The 20061-nt window shown below is 55.1% G+C and carries 17 protein-coding genes; 7 read left to right on the top strand and 10 right to left on the bottom strand.

Features of this window, described 5'->3' with window-relative positions; all coding sequences use genetic code 11:
• Window positions 1-46: 46 nt before the first annotated feature.
• The 6 genes from IDH41_RS01600 to IDH41_RS01575 all read right to left on the bottom strand — a co-directional run bounded on the left by IDH41_RS01600 (window position 47) and on the right by IDH41_RS01575 (window position 6640).
• Complete coding sequence (locus tag IDH41_RS01600; protein ID WP_190857690.1) at window positions 47-1798, bottom strand: type 2 periplasmic-binding domain-containing protein; 1752 nt, start codon at window positions 1796-1798, stop codon at window positions 47-49.
• Window positions 1799-1895: 97 nt separating this feature from the next.
• Window positions 1896-2849: a glycoside hydrolase family 43 protein gene (locus IDH41_RS01595; protein ID WP_190857689.1), complete on the bottom strand. Its 954-nt coding sequence runs from the start codon at window positions 2847-2849 to the stop codon at window positions 1896-1898.
• Window positions 2850-3027: 178 nt separating this feature from the next.
• Window positions 3028-3792: an AraC family transcriptional regulator gene (locus tag IDH41_RS01590; RefSeq protein WP_190857688.1), complete on the bottom strand. Its 765-nt coding sequence runs from the start codon at window positions 3790-3792 to the stop codon at window positions 3028-3030.
• Window positions 3793-4109: 317 nt separating this feature from the next.
• Window positions 4110-4478, bottom strand: a complete 369-nt coding sequence (locus IDH41_RS01585; protein WP_190857687.1) for a DUF4180 domain-containing protein — start codon at window positions 4476-4478, stop codon at window positions 4110-4112.
• A gap of 141 nt (window positions 4479-4619) precedes the next feature.
• Entirely contained in the window at window positions 4620-5951 is a 1332-nt protein-coding gene (locus IDH41_RS01580; protein ID WP_190857686.1) for a sensor histidine kinase, read from the bottom strand.
• A complete protein-coding gene (locus IDH41_RS01575) occupies window positions 5948-6640 on the bottom strand; it encodes a response regulator transcription factor (RefSeq protein WP_190857685.1) in 693 nt (230 codons plus the stop codon). Before IDH41_RS01575 ends, IDH41_RS01580 begins: the two co-directional genes overlap by 4 nt.
• 219 nt (window positions 6641-6859) lie before the next feature.
• On the opposite strand from IDH41_RS01575, the gene IDH41_RS01570 reads away from it, so the two are divergent.
• Both IDH41_RS01570 and IDH41_RS01565 read left to right on the top strand, forming a co-directional pair.
• On the top strand, window positions 6860-7867 hold the full coding sequence (locus tag IDH41_RS01570) for a DJ-1/PfpI family protein (protein ID WP_190857683.1): 1008 nt from the start codon (window positions 6860-6862) through the stop codon (window positions 7865-7867).
• Between the two features lies 1 nt (window position 7868).
• Window positions 7869-8513, top strand: a complete 645-nt coding sequence (locus IDH41_RS01565; RefSeq protein ID WP_190857682.1) for a DUF2306 domain-containing protein — start codon at window positions 7869-7871, stop codon at window positions 8511-8513.
• Between the two features lie 92 nt (window positions 8514-8605).
• Here the strand turns inward: IDH41_RS01565 and IDH41_RS01560 are convergent, their stop codons facing one another.
• Window positions 8606-9184, bottom strand: coding sequence for a TetR/AcrR family transcriptional regulator (locus tag IDH41_RS01560; RefSeq protein WP_190857680.1), 579 nt, complete (start codon window positions 9182-9184; stop codon window positions 8606-8608).
• 187 nt (window positions 9185-9371) lie between these two features.
• On the opposite strand from IDH41_RS01560, the gene IDH41_RS01555 reads away from it, so the two are divergent.
• Complete coding sequence (locus IDH41_RS01555; RefSeq protein WP_190857678.1) at window positions 9372-10595, top strand: MFS transporter; 1224 nt, start codon at window positions 9372-9374, stop codon at window positions 10593-10595.
• Here the strand turns inward: IDH41_RS01555 and IDH41_RS01550 are convergent.
• Window positions 10543-10848, bottom strand: coding sequence for a hypothetical protein (locus IDH41_RS01550; protein WP_190857677.1), 306 nt, complete (start codon window positions 10846-10848; stop codon window positions 10543-10545). The two genes, IDH41_RS01555 and IDH41_RS01550, sit on opposite strands and share 53 nt — an antisense overlap.
• 169 nt (window positions 10849-11017) lie before the next feature.
• On the opposite strand from IDH41_RS01550, the gene IDH41_RS01545 reads away from it, so the two are divergent.
• From IDH41_RS01545 to IDH41_RS01535, 3 genes are read left to right on the top strand one after another with little or no spacing between them, the layout of a single operon-like run.
• Window positions 11018-12565 carry a spore germination protein gene (locus IDH41_RS01545; RefSeq protein WP_190857675.1) on the top strand — a complete coding sequence of 516 codons (1548 nt, stop codon included), beginning with the start codon at window positions 11018-11020 and terminating at the stop codon, window positions 12563-12565.
• On the top strand, window positions 12565-13743 hold the full coding sequence (locus IDH41_RS01540; protein ID WP_190857674.1) for a Ger(x)C family spore germination protein: 1179 nt from the start codon (window positions 12565-12567) through the stop codon (window positions 13741-13743). The genes IDH41_RS01545 and IDH41_RS01540 overlap by 1 nt, the downstream gene beginning before the upstream one ends.
• Window positions 13740-14825, top strand: coding sequence for a GerAB/ArcD/ProY family transporter (locus tag IDH41_RS01535; protein WP_190857672.1), 1086 nt, complete (start codon window positions 13740-13742; stop codon window positions 14823-14825). Before IDH41_RS01540 ends, IDH41_RS01535 begins: the two co-directional genes overlap by 4 nt.
• Window positions 14826-14870: 45 nt before the next feature.
• Here IDH41_RS01535 and IDH41_RS01530 read toward each other — a convergent pair whose 3' ends face one another.
• Both IDH41_RS01530 and IDH41_RS01525 read right to left on the bottom strand, forming a co-directional pair.
• On the bottom strand, window positions 14871-16955 hold the full coding sequence (locus tag IDH41_RS01530) for an alpha-amylase family protein (RefSeq protein ID WP_190857671.1): 2085 nt from the start codon (window positions 16953-16955) through the stop codon (window positions 14871-14873).
• A 209-nt stretch (window positions 16956-17164) separates the two neighbouring features.
• Complete coding sequence (locus IDH41_RS01525; protein WP_190857669.1) at window positions 17165-17455, bottom strand: TFIIB-type zinc ribbon-containing protein; 291 nt, start codon at window positions 17453-17455, stop codon at window positions 17165-17167.
• A 151-nt stretch (window positions 17456-17606) separates the two neighbouring features.
• Here IDH41_RS01525 and IDH41_RS01520 point away from each other — a divergent pair, with 151 nt between their 5' ends.
• A complete protein-coding gene (locus IDH41_RS01520) occupies window positions 17607-19694 on the top strand; it encodes a hypothetical protein (protein ID WP_190857668.1) in 2088 nt (695 codons plus the stop codon).
• The last annotated feature ends 367 nt before the right edge of the window (window positions 19695-20061 follow it).

Genomic DNA, 20061 nt, shown 5'->3' with positions numbered 1-20061 from the left:
AGCTCTTCCCCAAACATTCGGGGCATCGACCTTCGGGACGTTGGATTTATCTTTTGTTGTAACGTTCGAGCGCCGCTTGATGGATGCTCAGGAACTCGTCCAGTCCCATCTTCTGCGCCTCGCTCAGGAACTTGTCGTAGGCGTCGACCGGAAGCTCGCCCATTATGATCTTGGCGAAGTACTCGCCGCGAAGCGTCGACAGCTGGTTCCCGAGCTCCGCTTCCCGCGACGCTTCCTCCTGCGTGAACGTAATCGGCGGCATCGCCATGCTCGTGTCCATGTTCTCCGTCCAATACTTGCGGATCTCGCCGGAATAGCTTCCTTTCGCCACGATCAACGGGTTCGAGTTATGCTCGTCGCGGATGTTCGGCCACGAGTGCATCCGGTACTTCACGATCGTCGTCGCGACGGGCTGCTCTTCCGGATCCTTGTAGATGTAGCTGTTTTCATGGAAATACGGCTTCCCGTTCTCATCCACCAGATGGACCTTGCCGTACTCGCCGTAGTTCGCGATCTCCCAGCCTTTTTTGCTGTAGTTGAAATCCAGCCACGCCATCGCGGCCTCCACGTCTTCGGCTTGGGTCGTGATCGCGGCCGACCGGCCCGTCCTCATAAAGTTTTTGTACGTCGTCGCCGCTTGGTCCCCGTCGCTTAGAATCGGGTTCAACGCGCCGACGAAGTCGATGTTGTTCTGCTGCTTCCAATAGCTCCACATCGTGTCCGGCGAATCCATCATAACGGCGGTTTTGCCAGAGATGGCGCTGGCCATACGCTGGTTGAAGTCGGCCGTCGCCCAGTCGCGGTTGAGCAAGCCTTCCTTGTTCCATTGCTGCAGGGTTGCCAGATACTCCTTCGCCTTCGGCTGAGCCGGACCCCATTGCACTTTGCCGTTGCTGTCGAGGAAGGTCCAATCCCATACGCCGAAAGCCCCGTTAATGATGCCCGTAAAAATTTGGCCGTACTTCGATCCGTAGTTCAGCGGCTCGTCGAAGCCGACTTCCTTGCATTTTTTCAAGAAGGCGTGCCATTCCTCGATCGTATTCGGAACCTCCATGCCGGTCTTGTCCAGCGCTTCCTGCTTGATCAGCATGCCGAACCAGATCCATTCCGAATAAGGCGAGATGCCGTAGAAGCCAAGCAGCCTCCCGTCGTCCGTCACCGTCGTTTTTCTTCTCATCTCGTTGGAGTTCCGCCATTCGGAATAGTTGGGGGCGTGCTTCTCCATCAAATCGGTCAGATCGAGGAAGGCGCCGTCGTTGACGCCCGCTTCGAGGCCTCCGGGGTACCGGTTCGGCTCGATGATGATGTCGGGCAGCTCGCCCGACGAGATCATCAGCGTGAAGGCGTCCGCTTCCTGCCCCACCGGCGGCGTAATGAAGTTCACCTTGATGCCCGTCAATTGCTCGATTTGCTTCTGAACGGCTTGATTGTTCATGTCCGGGATGTTGGAATCGGCGGGCACCCAGACGTCCAGCGTCACGTCCTTCTTGTACGGGTAAGCGGAGTAATCGTTCGGAATGACTTCTTCGTACAAATCGCCCAAGTACGTATCGTTCAGAGTCGTATTTACTTCGTCCATCTGCTCCTGCGTCGGCGCCGTATTTCCGCGAATGTTCTGGCTGATGTCGGCGAAGCTCGCCGCTTCGGTCTTCGCATTGCCGGCGTTGCCGGCGTTCCCGTCGTTTGCGGCCGGATTATTGGCCCCGTCGTTCGTATTGCCCGTGCATGCCGCCAATGTCGATACCGCCAAGCCCGATACGAGCAGCAGGCTTAGAAACCGTTTTTTCATCGTTCCCATATAGACCCTCCCGAATAGAAAAATTTTGCCACTTGTTGAAAACGCTTTCACAAAGGCGTGAGGCTGCCCGCAAGCGGCCCGTCAAAGACCGCCCGCCTCACTCCCCCGACGGAATGGCGATCGCCTGAGCATCGCCAAGCGGAATGCCGAAGTCCGGCGTTCCGTCCGGCTTCCAGCCGAACGGCTGTATGCGCGTCGCGCGCAGCGACGTTGCCGCGCCGGGAGCCGGCAGCGCATGATAGACGATCCAATCCTCCCGGTCGTCCGGCGATTTGGTGAAGCTGTTGTGCCCCGTTGCGTAGACGCCGTTCTCGACGCTCTTGCGGAACACGGGCCGCATCGATTTCGTCCAGGAAGACGCCGACATCGGATCGGCTCCTTCCTCCATCGTCAGCATGCCCAGGGCGTAATCCTCCGACCAGGTGGTGCTTGCCGAATAAACGAGGAAGACGCGCCCGTTCCGCCGCAGGACGACCGGTCCCTCGTTAATGGCCATGCCGCCCTGCTTCTCCCAGTCAAGGGTGGGCGCCGTAAGCAGCGTCTGCTCCCCTTCCAGCGTCCATGGATCGTTCATGGCCATCGCGTAGATCGCCGAGCCGTAATCCGGGAAATGGCCGTACCCGGCGTACAGAAAGTACAGCCGATCCCGCAGCTCCATCACTGTGCCGTCGAGTCCCGGAACGGGCGTCTTCAGCGCCCCCTTCCATGTCCATTCGCCTTCCATCGGGTCGGCCCCGACATTCTCGAGCACGCAAATTCGCCGCGACTCGTCGCCGCCGCCGTCGTTGGCGGTGTAGTATACGTACCATTTGCCGCCCAAATAATGGAGTTCCGGCGCCCATAAGTGATGGCTGTAGGAACCGCCCGGCTCCGGCCGCCAGATCGTTGCTTGACGCCCTGCGGCAATTCCGCTCAAAGTGGACGATCGCGTAAGCACCAGGCGGTCGCCTCGGGTGGCCATAAAGTAGTAAGAGCCGTCGCTATGCTTGTACACCCATGGATCGGCCGCCCGCTCCGCGACGGGATTGCAAAAGGTCGTGCGCTTGTCCATCCGCTCTCTCCTACCCCTTCTTGTCGTCATTTGCTTTCCTTGCGTCCTTGCCCTTCCATTATCCAAGACAACCTCCGCCGCAAGCAATTGCGAAAGCGCTTCAATTCCGATGCAAAAAACGGCAGAGCCTGATCGGATTCGTCGGTCGGAAAAATAAAAAACCGTCTGCGGGACGGTTTCAAGTCGACACTTTATCGAGCGATTGATTGCGCCATTCGAGCGGCGTGACGCCAGCCGATTTGACGAAATAATCGTAAAACCGGCTGGACGAGGTGAAGCCTACCTCGGTCGAAATCGATTCGATCGCCTTGTCGGTCTGCCGCAGCAGCCGCTTCGCTTCCTGGAGGCGCAGGTTGATAATGTACTGCTTCGGCGAGACCCCGATCGCTTCCGAGAACTTTTTGCGCAAATTGCTCTCCGACAAAAAATGCTTCGCGGCGAGCTCATGGACCGTGAGGTGGCCGGAGAAGCGGGAATGGATCTCCTTCAACACTTCTTGGACGATCGAGTCGCCTCCTGCGTTCCGATCCGCCGGCTTCTCGCTCCCCTTGCTCCGCTGGAACAGCATCAACGTCGTCTCGAAGGCAACCCGCATCAGGTTATCGGAATCGACCGTCGGCTCGCCCGCTCTCCACTCCTTCTCCAGCTGCTGGCAGCTGATCTCCGCCCATCGCCTGTCGTCTTCGGTAAGACGAGTACGATGGATCCTGCCGGACCCGCGATCCGAATGAAACAGGTACTGGCAGCGACTCGGCAGCTTGTCGCGGCGAAAATGGACGGACAGCCCCCGCCAAGGCTCGGTGCAGACGAATCCGTGATGAAGCCCGGAAGGAATCAGGATAAGATCGCCGGCGCCTACTTTGATGTTCTGCTCGGGAGAGCTGTAGTAGCCTTCCCCGCCTAGAATAAGCGTCAGCTCGTCATAATCATGCGAATGCGACATAAAGATCCCGTCTCCTTCCACCGAGCGAAAGGTATGCGGCTTAAAGCGATCGATGCTGATTACGAAACTTTCCTTGCCCTTGTACAATTTTCCATCTCCTCTTTCCTTGACGTCTGGAACGGCAGTCTGTTTTCCCTATCGTCACGATCGGAACCCTTCATCCCCAATCCTGTACAACTTCCATTCGGATAAACGAAACTCCTCCCTTCATCCGGCTTCCCGTTCGCGCTGAAGAGGCCGCCAAGACGCAAAAAAACGCCTCTTCCCGTATGGAAAGGGCGTCCTTCTATGACACTGGCAAACGTCCCGTCTCTCGCCTACTTCAGCAAGCTCAGCTTCTCGATCGCATGCTCCTCGGTCGGCACGAATAGGAAGGAGGCGCCCTTGTTGCATTCGAAAATGAAGGCTTGCATGCTCTCGCTCGCATACGCGGAGAAGTCGCCGACGACGGCAAGCTTCACGTTGTAATTTATGAACTTCTGGAGAATTTCGCCTGCCAGGCCGGTCTTCAAGTCGAAGAACTTTTCGCTGATCAGCGATTTGGGCATAACGATTCGATCGCTTTCCTTCACATGCCATGCGGTTGCGATCAGGTCCAGCGCCGACTGGACATCCGCGATGACCGTCTCGCTGCCGCTTGCGACGGCAATCTTCACGCCGTTACGTTCCTCTATCGATAAATTCATCCACTTTACCCTCCCTTAAGAAATCCGTACACATCGACTTCGCCTATCGTCCGGCGGCGACTCCTTTGGAGCAGTTTACGCAACGATAGCCCTCTTGTCAAGCCGCGGATATCGAATGTTCATCCAAGTTTTATCGGAAGCCTACTGGTTTGCGCCAGGCAGCCATCCCGTCAGCAGCGCTCCCCCGTACGTATCGTTGCCAACGGCAAGCTCGCCCCCGTGCTGCAGCATGATTCTTCTGGAAATGGTCAGCCCGAGTCCCGCGCCGCCCGTCGACCGGTTTCTCGACGCCTCGCCGCGATACAGCGGCTCGAACGCGCGTTGAAGCTCCTCCTCGGAGAAGCCCGGTCCCGTGTCCCGAATCGCGAACGCGACTTTCGCCCCGTCCTTGCGGCACCGGACGGAAATTTCCCCATGCGGGGATGTGTGCCGGACGGCGTTGTCGAGCAAATTGTTCATGGCGCGCTCCAACAAATGCGAATCGCCGACGACGGCGAGCTCCTCTTCGGCATACTCCGCAGTCACGGCGACATGCTTCCGTCCGGCTTGCGGGCCTAGGCTCTCTATCGCATCCCGCATAACCCGGTTAACGTCCACCGTGCTTCGATGAAGCTCCGCATCCAAATATTCCAGCTTCGTAAAGGTGAACAAGTCCTCGACCAGCCTGTCCAGCTGCGCCGACTTTTCCTTGCAGACCGCCAAATAACGGGCCAGCTTCTCCGGCGACCGGGCGATGCCCTGCTCCATGCCGTCCAAGTAGCCGCGCAGCGCGAACAACGGCGTCCGCAGGTCATGAGCGACGGCGGCGATGACGAATCGACGCTCTTCCTCCAATTCCGCTTGTTTGCGGGAAGCTTGGCGAAGTCCCTTCACCATGACGTCGAAGCCGTCCCGCACCTCGGCGATTTCCTTGATTCGGGACGAGGGCAGCCGCGCGTCCCAATCGCCGTCGGCGATTTGCCGCGCGGCGAGACTCATTCGCTCAAGCGGCTTCAGCAGAAACCTTCGCAGTTCGAAGCCGACGATAAAGAGCGCCAGCAGCAGTCCGGCGATCGCCGCGACCGCTTGAAGCGCATTCGAACCCGGCAAGTAGAGGACGACCCTTCCCAGCAATTGGCCGTCCGCTACGACGGAGAACCTCTCCGTCGCCGCCATAGGACCGTCCCGCTCAGGATCGGAGCGGAATAGCTCCTCATCGGACGCCGAGTATATCGCCGCATCCATCTTCGCTTGGCGCAGCCGGTCATGCAGCCGCTCCTGCCAATCCGGATCCGACCATTCGCCGGCGCCCGATTCGATCAACCGCATCATCTCGGCCGCTTGGCCGCGAAGGAGCCGTTCGTGCTGCGTATCCGTCGCGAAGCGGATCGTACCGTTCTCCATGTAATAAGCCGCAATATAAAAAATCCACGGAATCATAAAAATGGCGTACAAGCCTATAAAGGTAAACGTGCGAATGCGGATCGTCCTCATCCCTGTCCTCCCTCGAAGCGATACCCTACGCCCCATACGTTAACCAGGTATTGCGGCCGATTCGGGTCGGCTTCGATTTTGTCGCGGAGCCGGCTGAGATGGACCCGAATGGTATGCCTGTCGCCGACGCCTTCCCAAAACCGGTCGAGCAGCTGGTCGTACGTAAAAACTTGCCTCGGATGCTCGGCGAACAGCCGCAGCAGCTCGAACTCCTTCGGCGTGAGCGGCACGCTTCGCCCTTCGACGAACGCTTCCCGCGAGGTCAAATCGATCTTGAGCCGCCCGTCGCCGAGCAGGTGGCCGCCCGCTTCCCACCGGGAGCCTGCGCGCCGCAATACCGCCTTCACCCGGGCTACGATCTCGCCCGGCGAGGCGGTTTTGACGATGTAATCGTCGCCTCCGAGCGTGAGCCCCCGAATCTTGTCCACGTCGTCGCCGCGAGCGCTGAGGAACAGGATCGGAACGTCGCTCTCCGCCCGGATCCGCCGGCATAATTCGAAGCCGTTCTGTCCCGGCATCATAATGTCGAGGACGATGCAGTCAATCGCATGCTGACGGAATGCGGAGAGCGCCTCCATCGCATCGCAAGCGGTTTGAACCGTAAAGCTGTCGTTCTCCAAAAAATCCCTCAATAGCTCGACGATGCTCGGATCGTCGTCCACGACCAGAATCGTTCTGCTTTCACTCACGAATATTCCACCTATCCTTCGCTGCTCCCATTGCCGCGAGCTTTGCGCGCGTTCTCGTCCTAAGTCTATCACTTTTGTCGCGAGAAGAAACTTTGCCGCTTGTTTTGTGACGAAAAGTTTATCGTTTTGTGACTTTTATGCGGCCTCGTTCGTGATGTTCCGTTGGTATTCTACTAAGCAGAGATCCGGTAATCACAGCAGAATGAGGAGGAATAACGAATGCAGCAAGTTCAAATCGTGCTTTTTGACGGCTTCGACCTTTTGGATGCCATTGCGCCCTACGAGGTTTTCTGCGCAGCCGAATTTATGGCCCGCGGGACGCTTCGCGCGGAATTCGTCACGGCGGAAGGACCTCGGCTCGTGACGAGCGGCATCAACGGGGTGAAACTCGAAGCAACCGGCAAGCTGGACCCGAATTGTGGGGGAATCATTATCGTCCCCGGGGCGTCCGGCGAGGTATTCGGGGACGGTCCGAATTCGATTCCGGCCATACTGGGACGGGCGATGCGGACGGCATTGACCGGGCAGGTCGGAGAGGCGCTCGGACGGCAGAATACCGTGGTCGCCACCGTATGCGGCGGCTCCCTGCTGCTGGCCATGGGAGGACTTCTCGAAGGCCGGCCCGCCGTCACGAACCGTTTGGGAATGGATGTGCTCGGGGCGACCGGAGCGGTCCCCGTCTCCGCGCGCGTCGTGGACGACGGCAACCTGGTTACCGCGGGCGGCGTCACGTCTGGGCTCGATCTGGCGCTGTACTTGGTCGAACGCGAGCTTGGGCCGCGAATCGCGCATGCGGTCGAGCAGCTGTTCGAATATGAACGGAGAGGAACGGTATGGCGGGAGCAAGGGATGGCGCCCGATCCCCCCGCCGCGGCTGACGAAACGGCGGCGATGCATGGCGCACGGGAGGACAACCTCGCGGAAGCCTCCGGCTTCGACGGAGAATGGGACGCGATTATCGCTACGCCGGTCGGGAAGCTGACGGCCAGACTCCGGATTTCGACGAGCAATGGCGCGATTCAAGGTACCGCGACGCAAGGCGACGAGGTGAGCCCGTTTATAGACCCCGAGCTTAGGGGCGATAAGCTTAGCTGGTCTCAGCAGGTGACCAAACCGATGCGCCTTCATTTGAAGTTCGAGGTTGCCGTAAGCGGCGATCGCATGACCGGCACCGCCAAAGCCGGCGTCTTGCCGGCATCCAAGTTGACCGGGACGAGAGTAGGCTGAAATGGAGAGACGAAAATACGTATACGGGCTGCTAGCCGGCGTCAGCATCCTGTTTATCGTGTACGCCTTGGTCAAGAACTATATGATCGATCCGGGAGCCGAGGCGTTTTTAAGTCATAAAACCGATCTTAAGCGAGAGCTCAAGCTGCCCGTCTGGCTGAACGTCATGTACGTCCACGTCGCGTTTGCCTGCCTCGCCATGGCGGCGGGGCTGATCAACTTCGCGAGGCGCGTCTATGAGAAACGCCGCAAGCTTCACCGCGCGAACGGCTACGTCTATATCGTGTCCGTCCTGATCGTCGTGCTGACCTCCGGCTACATGGCGCCTTACGCCACCGGAGGCAAGGCAAGCAGCATGGGGTTCAACGCGCTGAACATCCTTTGGCTGATCATAACCGTTACGGCGCTTGTCCAGATCAGAAAGAAGCGGATCGTCCGGCACAGGGAGTGGATGATCCGAAGCTACGCCTTCTGCTTCACGAACATGATGATCCACCTGATCTCGACGGCGTTCCGTCAAGGTTTCGGGCTCGATTACGCTTCAAGCTACACGATCGGCATTTACGCCTCCATCGCGCTGCTGCTGATCGTTCCCGAGATCGCGATTCGGTCGAACAGGCAGCGCGCAAAGCCGGAGCAGGCATAAGCTCCGGCTTTGCCGCTTGCGCTGGCGGCTTCCGGCCGCAATAGGCGGCAGCCGGCCCGGCCGGGACCCGGCAGCTTCCTCCCTCCGCGCCTTCAAGTCGCGCGGATCCCTTCAAACCCGCTTGTGACCAAATACCGCACGTACGAATCGTCAAGCGGTTCGCCCGTGACGAGAAGTCGATAAAAAATCGGACCGTATAAGAGATCCGTGCATATGCCAATGTCCAGACCGCTCTTCAATTCCCCCCGCTCTACCCCCCGCTGGATAAGCTGCCGGGCCTCAAGCCGGCGCGGCCGGAAGAAGCGTGCCCGGTACTCCTCGGCCAGCGCCTTATCGAGCTGCCCTTCTCCGATAATTTCCGTTATAATGATCCCTTCGCGGCTCGTCAAGAACCGGGTTAAATTCGTGGCATGAATAAGGATGTCCTCATAGACGGAGCCCGAGTCCGGCACGGGCAGCCTTGCCGTCGTGGCGGACAGAAAACCGTCCATCACCACGGCCCCCTTGTTCGGCCACCATTTATAGATCGTCGCTTTGCTGACTTTGGCGCGATCCGCGATTTTTTCGACCGTCACCGCCGCGAATCCGTTCTCCAGCAATAAATCGTAGGAAGCGGACAGAATCGACTGCTGCGTTTCAAGATTACGCGGACGCCCTCTTTTGCCTTGCATCCGAACCCTCTCCTTCTGCGGCTGATTGCCTGTTCATCTATAAAGTAAACGATACGTTCAGTATACTCAAAAACGATCCGAAAGAAAAACGAGGTTCGCTATTTACAATACGATACGTACAGTATATTATTTAATTATCATTTAATGTACTGTACGTACAGTATTTCATTGGGAGCGGAGGATGAACATGAAAGAAAAACAAATTCAAAAGGATAACCAAATTTCAAGCCGGCTGGTCTTTCTTCTCGCGGCCGCTTGCGGATTGATCGTTGCCAATCTCTATTACGCTCAAACGCTTGTAGGACCGATCCGCATCGATACGGAACTCTCTTCCACGGCGGCCGGCTTGATCGTCACGGTGACGCAGATCGGATACGTCATCGGCCTGCTGTTCATCGTTCCGGTTAGCGATATTGTCGAAAATCGCCGCCTGACGGTCGTCTCGCTGCTGGCGGCAGCCGGTTCATTGTTGACGGCCTCCATCGCGACAAACGCGCCGTTATTCCTTGCCGCATCTTTGTTTATCGGTCTGGCGTCCGTAGCCGCTCAAATATTGGTGCCTTTCTCCACCTACCTGGCTGCCGAAGAACAGCGCGGCCAAGTCGTAGGGAATGTCATGAGCGGCCTCCTGCTCGGCATCCTGTTCGCCCGGCCGCTCGCAAGCCTTTTAACAAGCATCTGGGGCTGGCGCTCCGTCTTTGCTTTGTCGGCGATCGCGATGGCGTTATTGGCGGTTCTGCTGTCGCGCGTTCTTCCCCGGCGGAATCCGCTGCCTGCGGTATCCTACGGCAATCTGATCGTCTCTTTAGGAGCCTTGCTGAGACGAACGCCGGCGCTGCGCCGACGTGCGCTCTATCAAGCCTGCTTGTTCGGCGCGTTCAGTCTGTTCTGGACGGTCGTTCCGCTGCGCTTGGCGGACGATTTCGGCATGTCCCAGCAAGGCATCGCGTTGTTTGCTTTGGTCGGCGTGGGCGGCGCGGCCGCGGCGCCAATTGCCGGGAGACTGGCGGATAAGGGCTGGAGCAGTCGGTTAACCGGACTTGCTATCGTCGTGGCTGTCTTGTCTTTTGTCGCCGTCCATCTGTTTCGCGGCCATTCCGCCCTCTCCCTCATCCTGCTCTTCGTCTCGGCGATTACGCTGGATATGGCCGTATCGGGCAATCTTGTGCTCGGGCAGCGTACGATTTATGCATTGGGAAGCGAAGCAAGAGGACGGTTGAACGGGCTGTTCATGTCGATCTTCTTTGTCGGGGGAGCGCTCGGCTCTGCACTGGGCGGCTGGTCCTATGCCTACGGCGGCTGGAGGCTCGCTTCTATGATCGGCTTCGTCCTGCCGATGATCGCATTGCTTTATTATTTCACCGAGAAACGGACGGCGGAAGTCGGCGTGAGCGAAAAAAAGAGCGGATAGCCGGGAAATCCGGCTTCCGCTCTCGCTTGCGAATGCTCGTTCTTGCGGCCTTCCGCCCGGCGTGAGCCTCCTGCACCAGACGCTCCTCGCAATGCTTCAGATTGATCCGGCCTCCCAGAAAGACGATGTCGTCCACGCGCTTCTCCCGCATAATGCTCAAATACTCCGATTCCTTGGCATAATCCCCGATCGAATTGCCGAGCAGGAACGTATAACCGGCCAGCTGCGCCTCCGCCTCGGCTCCTGCGAACACCTAGGGGAAGAAGGGATTCGTCAAGGATTATAACAAATTCGAACTTTCAATTCGATTGCTTGCTCCATCCATCATACGAATAGTCGAAAGCGGATTGAGTCATCCTATAACTATTGCTAATAATCGCCAATTCATCCGAGTCATAACGCTCTCAAGGAGGTGGAACCCCATGTCTAGCGCGCAAAATTCAAGTTCATCTCCCGAAAAATCGCCCGACCACCCGTTAAGCGAATCGTTAGAGAAAAACGAACGCGCTCTCCGTCATATTTTTGAAAATTGCTACGATATTGTTTTTCGCCGGGTACACATCTTTGGACAAATCGATGTTCTATTGGTCTATTTGGATGGCCTGGTGGATACCAAGACGTTAGATAACGTGCTGCTGAAGCCATGGATGTTGGAAACGCCTCGTCCCGGCCTCGGCGAGATAAACGCCGTAGATTCGATGTTGGAGCAGCTCGTTTCCGTCGCAAAAACAAAAACAACGGAGACGATCGATGAGCTTGTTCAAAGCCTTTTATCCGCAAATGTCGTAATCCTGCCGGATGGCGTAAACGTTGCGGTGATCGCCGAATTGAAAGGCTTCGAGCAGCGAGCCGTCGAAGAGCCCTCCGTCGAGACGACGCTTCGGGGTCCGAGAGAGGGCTTTACCGAAAACCTTACCGTGAATACAAGCCTCGTTCGCAGGAAAATTCATAGCGCTAAACTTAAAATGGAGTCCGTAACCGTCGGCAATCTTTCGAAAACCACGATTGTCATCGCCTACTTGGAAGGCATCGCCAAAGATTCGATCGTCGAGGAAGTGCGAAATCGAATCCGTCGAATTCAGATCGATACGGTGCTTGGCGCAAGTTTTATCGAGGAGTTCATCGAAGATCACCCGTTCACCTTATTCCCGCAGGTGCAGAACACGGAACGTCCGGATATCGTCGCCGCCTGCCTTGCGGAACGAAAAGTCGCGATTTTCATCGACGGCACGCCTTTCGTCCTGATCGTCCCCTGTTCCTTATGGAGCGCATTTCAGTCGGCGGACGATTATTACGAGCGGTTTTTATACGCTACCGCGATCCGTTGGCTGCGGATGCTGTTGGTGATCACTTCGCTATTTTTGCCTTCAATTTATGTTGCGATCACGACGTTTCATTCCCAGCTGCTGCCTACTAATTTTTTGCTCAGCATCACCTCCGCCCGCGAAGGCGTTCCCTTTCCGGCGGTCATTGAAGCCTTAATGATGGAATTTTTATTCGAGGGCTTGCGGGAGGCCGGAATCCGAATGCCGAGACCGGCCGGTTCGGCGGTCAGCATCGTCGGGGCACTCGTTATCGGCCAAGCGGCCGTACAGGCGGGAATCGTATCGGCTCCGATGGTCATCGTCGTTTCCCTGACGGGAATCGCTTCGCTCATCACGCCAAGGTACAGTATGGGAATGCCGTTTCGGATACTCCGTTTCCCGATGCTCGTTTGTTCCGGCATGTTCGGCTTATACGGCGTTACGATGGCTTCTTTGTTCCTCCTCGTTCATCTGACGAATCTGGAGTCGTTTGGCGTTCCCTATTTAAGCCCGATCGCTCCGCTGACCGGAACGGAACTGAAGGATGTATTCATCCGCGCGCCAAGGTGGAATATGCATACCCTCCCGTTGTCCGGTTCCGCCCGAAACCCATTACGAATTCCCAAAGGTCAAAAACCCGGCGGGAGTCAAGGAGACGAAGCCTAATGAACCATCGCCCGGCAGCCTTCCTTCTTATGATACTGTGTATCGCTTTGACGACAGGTTGTTGGGACCGCGAGGAACTGACCGACAGAGCCTTCGATCTTGCCGCATCGGCCGACTTGAAGAAGGATGGGACGTATTTGACCGCCGCTCAATTTATTATCCCAGCCCGATCGGAACAAAGCTCGACGGGAGGCGTCGGCGGCGATAAATCGTTCTTTATCGAGACGGGCAGCGGCAAAAGTATTCTCGAATCCATTCAAAAGGCGCGGCAAAAGCTTTCTCGCATCATAACGCGAGGTCATCGGCGCAATTTTTACATCGGAGAGGATCTGGCCAAACGCGGAATCCAAGATATGCTGGATACGTTTTCCCGCGATCCGGGCAACCGGATTCGGCTGGACCTTTGGGTCGTCAAAGGAAATACGGGCTTGGAAGCTTTGCGAGTGTCCTACCCGCTGGAGAAAATTCCTTCCGTCGCGTCCGTCAAAATTCATAAAGCGGTAGGAGGCACGACGGGCACGTCCTATCTCGACTTTATGATGGCCTCGAGCGCCGAAGGGAGCTTCCCAACCTTGCCTGCGGTTGACCTCGTACAGGGGGCCTCTCCGCAACAAACGATCCGATTTTATGGCAGGGCTATTTTTAACCGCGATTTTCGTTTGGTCGGTTATTTGGATTTCGTCGAAGGCGCTTATCGGCAGTGGATGCTTAACGGAATCTCTTACTTCGACCTGGCGGAGGACATTCCCGAAGCGGGCGGGAGCGTTGGCGTCATTGTGACGAAGTTCGCAAGCAAGCTCAGGAGCAGCGTATCGAAGGCGAATAAGGTGAAGATGGAGATTACGCTAACCGGAGTGGGACATGTAGGAGAGAACAACACGAACCTGGATCTAAGCCAGCAGAGAAATTTGCAGTTCGTTCGGGATAAGATCAACAAGAAAACGAGCGAGCATGTTGTCGAGATGGTCAAGAAAGTCCAAAAACAATTCGGCACCGATGTACTCGGTTTCAATCAAGCCTTGAACCGTCAGCATCCGAAGGAATGGCACCGATTAAAAGGACAGTGGGATACGATTTTTCCGGACATCGAAGTCACGGTCAACGTCAACGTAAATTTAAAACATATCGGCTTGGTTGGGCCGTCGCTCCAATTAAAAGAAAGCGAGATAAAAAAATGAAAATTTCCGGCTATCAGCTCTTTTGGCTCATTTTCACGATGATATTCGGGATGACGGCCATATTCACCGTCTCTCCCGCCGTTTTTCTTGCCAAACAAGACACTTGGATTTCCATCATCGTCGCAACGCTGATCGGCTTGTTTCTTACGTTTGTTGCGGTCAAATTAAGCCTCCTGTACCCGGAGCAAACCTTTATCGAGTATAGTCAGACGATTCTCGGAAAGTGGCTGGGAAAAATCCTGCTTATTCCTTACTTCCTGATGTGGATTTCCGTAACCGGAATTATCCTTAGGGAATATGCGGATTTTGTTTTCATTTCCTTATTCAGTTCGACGCCGTTGTGGATGATTATTCTTATTATGCTAGGCGCTGTCGTATATGTTACCTGTACGGGAGGTCTCAAAAGCATCGGCCGATGCGGCGAAATCATCGGTCCCATAAGCGCGATAGGCTGTCTGCTCATCTTTATTTTTAGCGTGAAGGATTGGAACTGGCTTCGAATACTTCCGGTTTACGCCAACACGGGATTTCTGCCCATCGTGAAAGGAAGCTTCATTCCCGCCTCCTTCCTGGCCGAGTCCTTTATGGTCGTCATGTTAATCGCCTTTATGTCCAATCCCCGGAGAGCCATGCTCTCTTCCTTGGCCGGGGTCGCTGCCGCTTCCGTCGCCGTTCTGGCCATGACGGTCATCGTAATTCTCGTCTTTGGTCCGAATTTGCCGGCTAAATTCATTTATCCCCTTTATTCCGTCGTAACCTACATTTCCGTCATGGAATTTATCCAGAATGTCGATGTATTGGCCGTCTTGCTTTGGATCATCGGGATTTTTATTAAATTGTCCCTTTATTTCTTCATCACCAGCTACGGTACCGCGCAATTATTTCGCATAAAAAGATGGAAGCGCGCCGTCTGGCTGATCGCGCCTATTGTTTTTGTCATTTCGCTGCTGCCGCGAAACACGAACGACACGATGGATTACGCGAGGTTTTGGCTTGCGGCGGTCTTTCCCGTCAATCTCATTGGCATCCCTTTATTATTGTGGATGATCGGTACCATTCGCCAAAAAAACAGGGCGCACTAGCCGTCTCGCTGCATCCAGCCTGGTATGTCCGGACTGGACTCGGATCTACCGAGCCCCTCCTCCATTGAGATGGATAAGTTCCAGATCGGCGTGCGCCTTCTTCATGATGTTCACCATATCCGTATACGGCTGATCCTGCTGATTGACCAGGCCGAGATTGTAGCTCTCGCCGTCCGGACGCCCGGTAACGGGCTGATCGTAGTACGAAAACCAGCCAGAGCCGACAAACAACGGATGCGCGGCCTGGCTTTCCGCAAAGGCCCGGTAGGCCAGTCCTCTTTCCGCTATGCTTGTCGTCATCGTGACCACATTGACCGAGGAGAGCCCGCGTTCGGATACGCCGAATGAATGCTCCAAATTCAACAAGGGCTTGCCGAAAGCTTCGTATCTGGAAATCCAGCTTGCGTCTGTTGCATAACTGTCGACGGAGAAGGCATCGACGAACGGCATGGCCGCCTGATCCCACTCCAGGCTCGTTCGCCAGGTAGGAACGATGGACGTGCCCAGGAACAGATGGTTCGGATCGTACTTTTTGATCATGTCCCTGATCATCGAATAATACGTTGCGGACGCGAGCCTGATATACTCCGATACGTCGGCCGCCGGAACGTTGGCGATATCGATTCGGGTATCTTTCAAAGCTTCGAACGTGGCTGCATTCGTGCCCAGAGCCCGATTGACCTCGGCGAGGCTGCCGTTATAGCTCTGCGCGACAAAATCAACGAATGCGCTCTTTGCCGGAGAGGATGAGGTATAGTTGAGTACCTCCGCTACGACGTCGGCATTCCAGCCCGCTTCGTTATCGTAGGTATAGCCGATCAGCCACTTGCTGTTTTTCGCGTTCTGAAGCTGGGCCTTCAGCGCGTTCTCGATGAGGGGTCCGCTCTGCGGATCGAACACGTCGTACGTCCATAGAATTCTTCTCAAATTCGAAGGGTCCTGCAGCGATTGAATGTACGGAAAGACGATATTTCTCGGTTTGGTCCACTTGCTGAACGCATTGAAGCCCCAATCGATCAGACGCTTCCGGGTTATATCCTCCCATTTCGCCTCGAAGTCTGTTCCGTATTTCTTCATGGCATTGGCGATGACGAAGCTGACATATTCGCCATTCGCATCCTTGGTGTAGGCGGGAGCGTAATCGGCGCGATCGGGCAATTCCTCGAAAATCTCCTTCGGAGTGCCGTCCGCTTTCAGAATCGGCGTCTTGTAGCCGTACTCCCACAAGCTTGCGGCATCGATCCCTTTCAGAATAAAGGGATAGCCGTCCGGCGTTATAAACCACCATTTGCCGTCGATGGCCTGAAGCCTGAAGAACCCGGTGCTTGCTTGCTTCCCTAAGCTTTTGATGCCGCCGTACGGATCATATTTTGTCGTATCCAGCGAAACATCGGCCAATTCGGCAGCCTCGTCCGCATATTCCTGCTGCAGCTGCGAGTCGGAGGTCACCTTGTCCGGCCAGGCTTCACTCCTCCATTGACCGTATTTGTCCGCCGCCAGCGCTTCCTTCGTAAGTTCGGCTTTCAATTGTTCCGCGCTAAGCGCGGTTCCCGGAATGAGCTTATCAAAGCCCGTACCTCTATAAATTTCGACCTCCGTCAGCGGAATATGTTGAAAGGAGTGGGTACGCCTAATGTTCAATACGATAAACCTGGCCGTCTTGCCCGACATCGGGACGGTTACCGCGTAGTTCAAATCGGTTCCCGTTCTCGCATGTCTGTCGATCATGTAATAACCGGCAGCCGACTCGGGACGATACTTGATCGTAATGTCTTTAAAACCCCAATATTTGTTCGGTGAATTCATCACCAAGCGGATCTGGTTCAAGGGATAATCCTCCAGCAGGTCGATAACGACGCTGACCGTCGAGGGAGATGTCGCGCTCCCCATCCAGCCGGCATAGAGCGGTTCTCCGTCGAATAACACGCCATTGGTCGCAGATACATCCCCGGCTTCCTTCCAGTCGGGGGAGTTCCCTCCGTTAGGAGCATGACTGTAGATATAATTTCCCGTTTGCAGCAAGGTGCCTTCCGCTTCGATTTTACCGATCGGGACAAACACGGCGGTAACGACCAATGCCAGCAATAACGTGAAAATACAGCTGCGACCATACTTAAATCTTGTATTCATAGATGCAAAGCCTCCGGTTGATGTGATACTACGTTTATCGTCAACCGGGACGGCTATGTTTATAGTTATGAAAAAAGACCCGGTGAAAAAGAACGATTTTCCCCGATCGAATACGGAAGGCCGCCGAACATGGGCTTTAACGACCAGAACATAAAAAAACCGCGTCCATCGGACGCGGCGAAGGGTTATGACTTTTGTATCGTAAACGGTTAAAATAAATCTTCGAAAAGATCGAACACGGTATGTTTCTTCTTTTTGTGCTTCGGATAATGATGATGGTTATCTGATCCGTATTGCCCTTGCGGCGGAGAATACGGCCGCTGCGGCGGAGCTTCGTACCAATCGTCGTATTCCTTGCGCAGCTCATGCACGTCATTCGTTAACTTCTCCAGCTCTCCGCGGTCCAGCCATACGCCTTTGCAATCCGGGCATACGTCGATGTGCACCCCGTTCTTCATCACTTCACGCATCCTTACATCATGGCAAACCGGACATTTCATCGGTCTTCCTCCCTTTTAGATGAATGGAATACTACTATTCTACCTGATTTCACCCTTCGCGGCCATTCCAATAAAATAGGTCGCTTAACCCTATTATGAACCTTTCGGGATGACGATAAACGGAGTATCACACTAGCCGGAGGCTCTATATATGATGAAGACAAGATTCAAGTATAATCGCAATGGTATTTTGACGTACTTGTTGGCATTCGTCGTCGCAGCCATTTTCGTCCCAATCGGTACGATTGGAGGGGAAGGCTCTATGCTGAGGACAGGGAACTATCTTCACAGTCCCGCTCCGAACGGAGGGAATTCTCCCGACTGGAAGGGATCCGGGGTTATATCCGCGGCGGACGGCGTCTTGTTCGACGGAACCACCGCTTACGCAGGCTGGATGGGCAGCGCAGACTCGCATCCAACCGTCAATGTCGTGATCGATCTGTTGAAGGACTACCCGCTGGGCCAGATCCGCGTCGTGCTCAATTCCCCCAACAAATATTGGGGATTTAAGGACATTACCGTCAAGTACCGTCCCGAGTCGGCGACGGGGTATTACATTGCAACCAGACACGTAAGAACGGGAACCAATCTCAACTATTCGGTAACCGTCCCGATGTCGGGCAAGACGGCAAGGTTTATCGTGCTGAACATTAAGCGTACCCAAGCCTTTCAACATATTCCGCTGACGGAAGTCGAGATTGATAGAGGTACGGGCGCAGATAAGCTGCTTCCGGGACCCGCGCTTACCGCGGAACAATTGCAGGCCGAACTGAAGAAAGAGGCGCTGCTGGCGGACCGATTCGGCCAATGGATGAATGAAGCCTGGCCGGGCAAAGTGACAACCGAAGCTCAGCTGCGGCTGGAATATGCGGATGAGGCCGCCGCCTTGGCGAATGTTTCGCTGGATCCCGCATTATATGATCCATATGGCGGCATCAAAGGCTTAGGAAAGCAAGCAAGCACCGGCTACTTCAGACTACAGGTGATCAACGGAAAATGGTGGTTCATTACGCCGGACGGCTATCCCTTTATTGTTAAAGGAGTCGATGCGACAAGCTTGTGGGAGTCCGGCTACAAGACGCCGATTCTGAGGGCGGACGGAAACGTCAAGCAAATTTTCGAGGAATTGCCCGATCGGACGGCTTACGCTCCCGCCTACACCAAGGATGCGAACGGCGAATATGTCAGCTTCGTCGTCGCCAACGTCATGAAGAAATACGGCAGCGACTTCGAGGCGAAATGGGAGGAGATGACGAAGAAACGATTGATCCAGTGGGGCTTCAACACGTTCAGCAAGTGGACCAAACCGAAAAACGTCACGTTCCCGTACATTCAATCGCTGCAGGACCCCTCAAATTTGAGAAGGATCCTGTGGACGTACGACGTGTTCGATCCGCAGAGCGGGCCCCTCATCGAGAACGCCCTGAAGGCGCAGCTTCAGAACGCGAATGATAGCAAGTGGCTGATCGGCTATACCTACGATAACGAAGCGGGCTGGAATGCCGACATCGTAAAAGAGGTGCTTACCTACTCATCGTCTTCCCCGGCGAAAAGCGCATTCGTTGATTTTGTCGAGCAAAGCTATAACGGCAGCCTCGCCGCGGCCAATCAGGCTCTGGGCACGAAGGCGGCCTCGTTCGACGCTTTGAAAAATACCCGGATCGATATCGCCAAAGTTCCCGCGGCCGTCGTATCGGAATATATAAAGCTCGCTTCCGGAACGTACCATTCCATGATCAGGGATATAATCAAAAAATACGATCCGAACCATCTGTTTCTGGGCACGTCCATCGTTCCTACCTGGCGCACCAGCCTGGAGTGGGATCAGGCGGCCATGCCTTTTGTCGACGCCTTCTCCGTCGACAGCTATTCCAGAAACGCAAGCTGGATATCCAGATACGAAGCATTCGGCAAGCCCTTGTTGAATCTTGAGCATTCATTCGGCTCGTCCGAACGCGGACTTTCCTATATCAATGTGGGAACGATGACTATGAGCGTAAGGGACAGGGGATTGGCGTACCGGACTTTCGCGGAAAGCCAGGCCGCGCATCCGTTGTTTGTCGGTTCGGGCTGGTATGCCTATTACGATCAGCCGATTACCGGTCGTCCGGACGGCGAGAGCTATAACATCGGCCTCGTCAATCAGCAGGATCAGCCGTATGCGGAAATGGTCGACATTATGAAGGCGACGCATGCCAATTTGGAAAAGGTTCACCTTAATGGGCTGACCTCTCCTTGACCGTTCCGCTTAAGTTGAATGCCCAGATCCGAAGGGGCTGTCTCAAAGGCCGTGAAACAACATGAGAGTCAGCCCGTTTTGGCTTCGTCGGCCATGAGAGGGCGATTCAAATTTCAAAAAATGAAACTAAATTGCTCTTAACTTCACGCCTACCTTATTTAGTTTCAATATCTGAAATTAAACGGTTTTAAACGCGCTTCACCTTCCCCTATTAACCGATCTAATTTCAAAATTTGAAACTAAACGTCCACGAAGTCTCCTTCTTTTGTATTTTATTTCAGTTTTTGCACTAGCCATGCGACAAACCTAACATGATCTGAAAGTTTTCCTTTTCAAAAACAAAAAAGTTCCCTATTGTGAGAGTATG

The organism is Paenibacillus arenilitoris (assembly GCF_014705655.1).
GTDB lineage: Bacteria > Bacillota > Bacilli > Paenibacillales > Paenibacillaceae > Pristimantibacillus > Pristimantibacillus arenilitoris.
The sequence above is the reverse complement of the archived record's forward strand: the minus strand, read 5'-3'. Positions and strand labels throughout refer to the sequence as shown.

Coding starts and splice junctions, on each gene's coding strand:
- IDH41_RS01600 (WP_190857690.1), bottom strand. CDS start 1,798: ATGGGAACGATGAAAAAACGGTTTCTAAGCCTGCTGCTCGTATCGGGC.
- IDH41_RS01595 (WP_190857689.1), bottom strand. CDS start 2,849: ATGGACAAGCGCACGACCTTTTGCAATCCCGTCGCGGAGCGGGCGGCC.
- IDH41_RS01590 (WP_190857688.1), bottom strand. CDS start 3,792: ATGTCGCATTCGCATGATTATGACGAGCTGACGCTTATTCTAGGCGGG.
- IDH41_RS01585 (WP_190857687.1), bottom strand. CDS start 4,478: ATGAATTTATCGATAGAGGAACGTAACGGCGTGAAGATTGCCGTCGCA.
- IDH41_RS01580 (WP_190857686.1), bottom strand. CDS start 5,951: ATGAGGACGATCCGCATTCGCACGTTTACCTTTATAGGCTTGTACGCC.
- IDH41_RS01570 (WP_190857683.1), top strand. CDS start 6,860: ATGCAGCAAGTTCAAATCGTGCTTTTTGACGGCTTCGACCTTTTGGAT.
- IDH41_RS01565 (WP_190857682.1), top strand. CDS start 7,869: ATGGAGAGACGAAAATACGTATACGGGCTGCTAGCCGGCGTCAGCATC.
- IDH41_RS01560 (WP_190857680.1), bottom strand. CDS start 9,184: ATGCAAGGCAAAAGAGGGCGTCCGCGTAATCTTGAAACGCAGCAGTCG.
- IDH41_RS01555 (WP_190857678.1), top strand. CDS start 9,372: ATGAAAGAAAAACAAATTCAAAAGGATAACCAAATTTCAAGCCGGCTG.
- IDH41_RS01545 (WP_190857675.1), top strand. CDS start 11,018: ATGTCTAGCGCGCAAAATTCAAGTTCATCTCCCGAAAAATCGCCCGAC.
- IDH41_RS01540 (WP_190857674.1), top strand. CDS start 12,565: ATGAACCATCGCCCGGCAGCCTTCCTTCTTATGATACTGTGTATCGCT.
- IDH41_RS01535 (WP_190857672.1), top strand. CDS start 13,740: ATGAAAATTTCCGGCTATCAGCTCTTTTGGCTCATTTTCACGATGATA.
- IDH41_RS01530 (WP_190857671.1), bottom strand. CDS start 16,955: ATGAATACAAGATTTAAGTATGGTCGCAGCTGTATTTTCACGTTATTG.
- IDH41_RS01525 (WP_190857669.1), bottom strand. CDS start 17,455: ATGAAATGTCCGGTTTGCCATGATGTAAGGATGCGTGAAGTGATGAAG.
- IDH41_RS01520 (WP_190857668.1), top strand. CDS start 17,607: ATGATGAAGACAAGATTCAAGTATAATCGCAATGGTATTTTGACGTAC.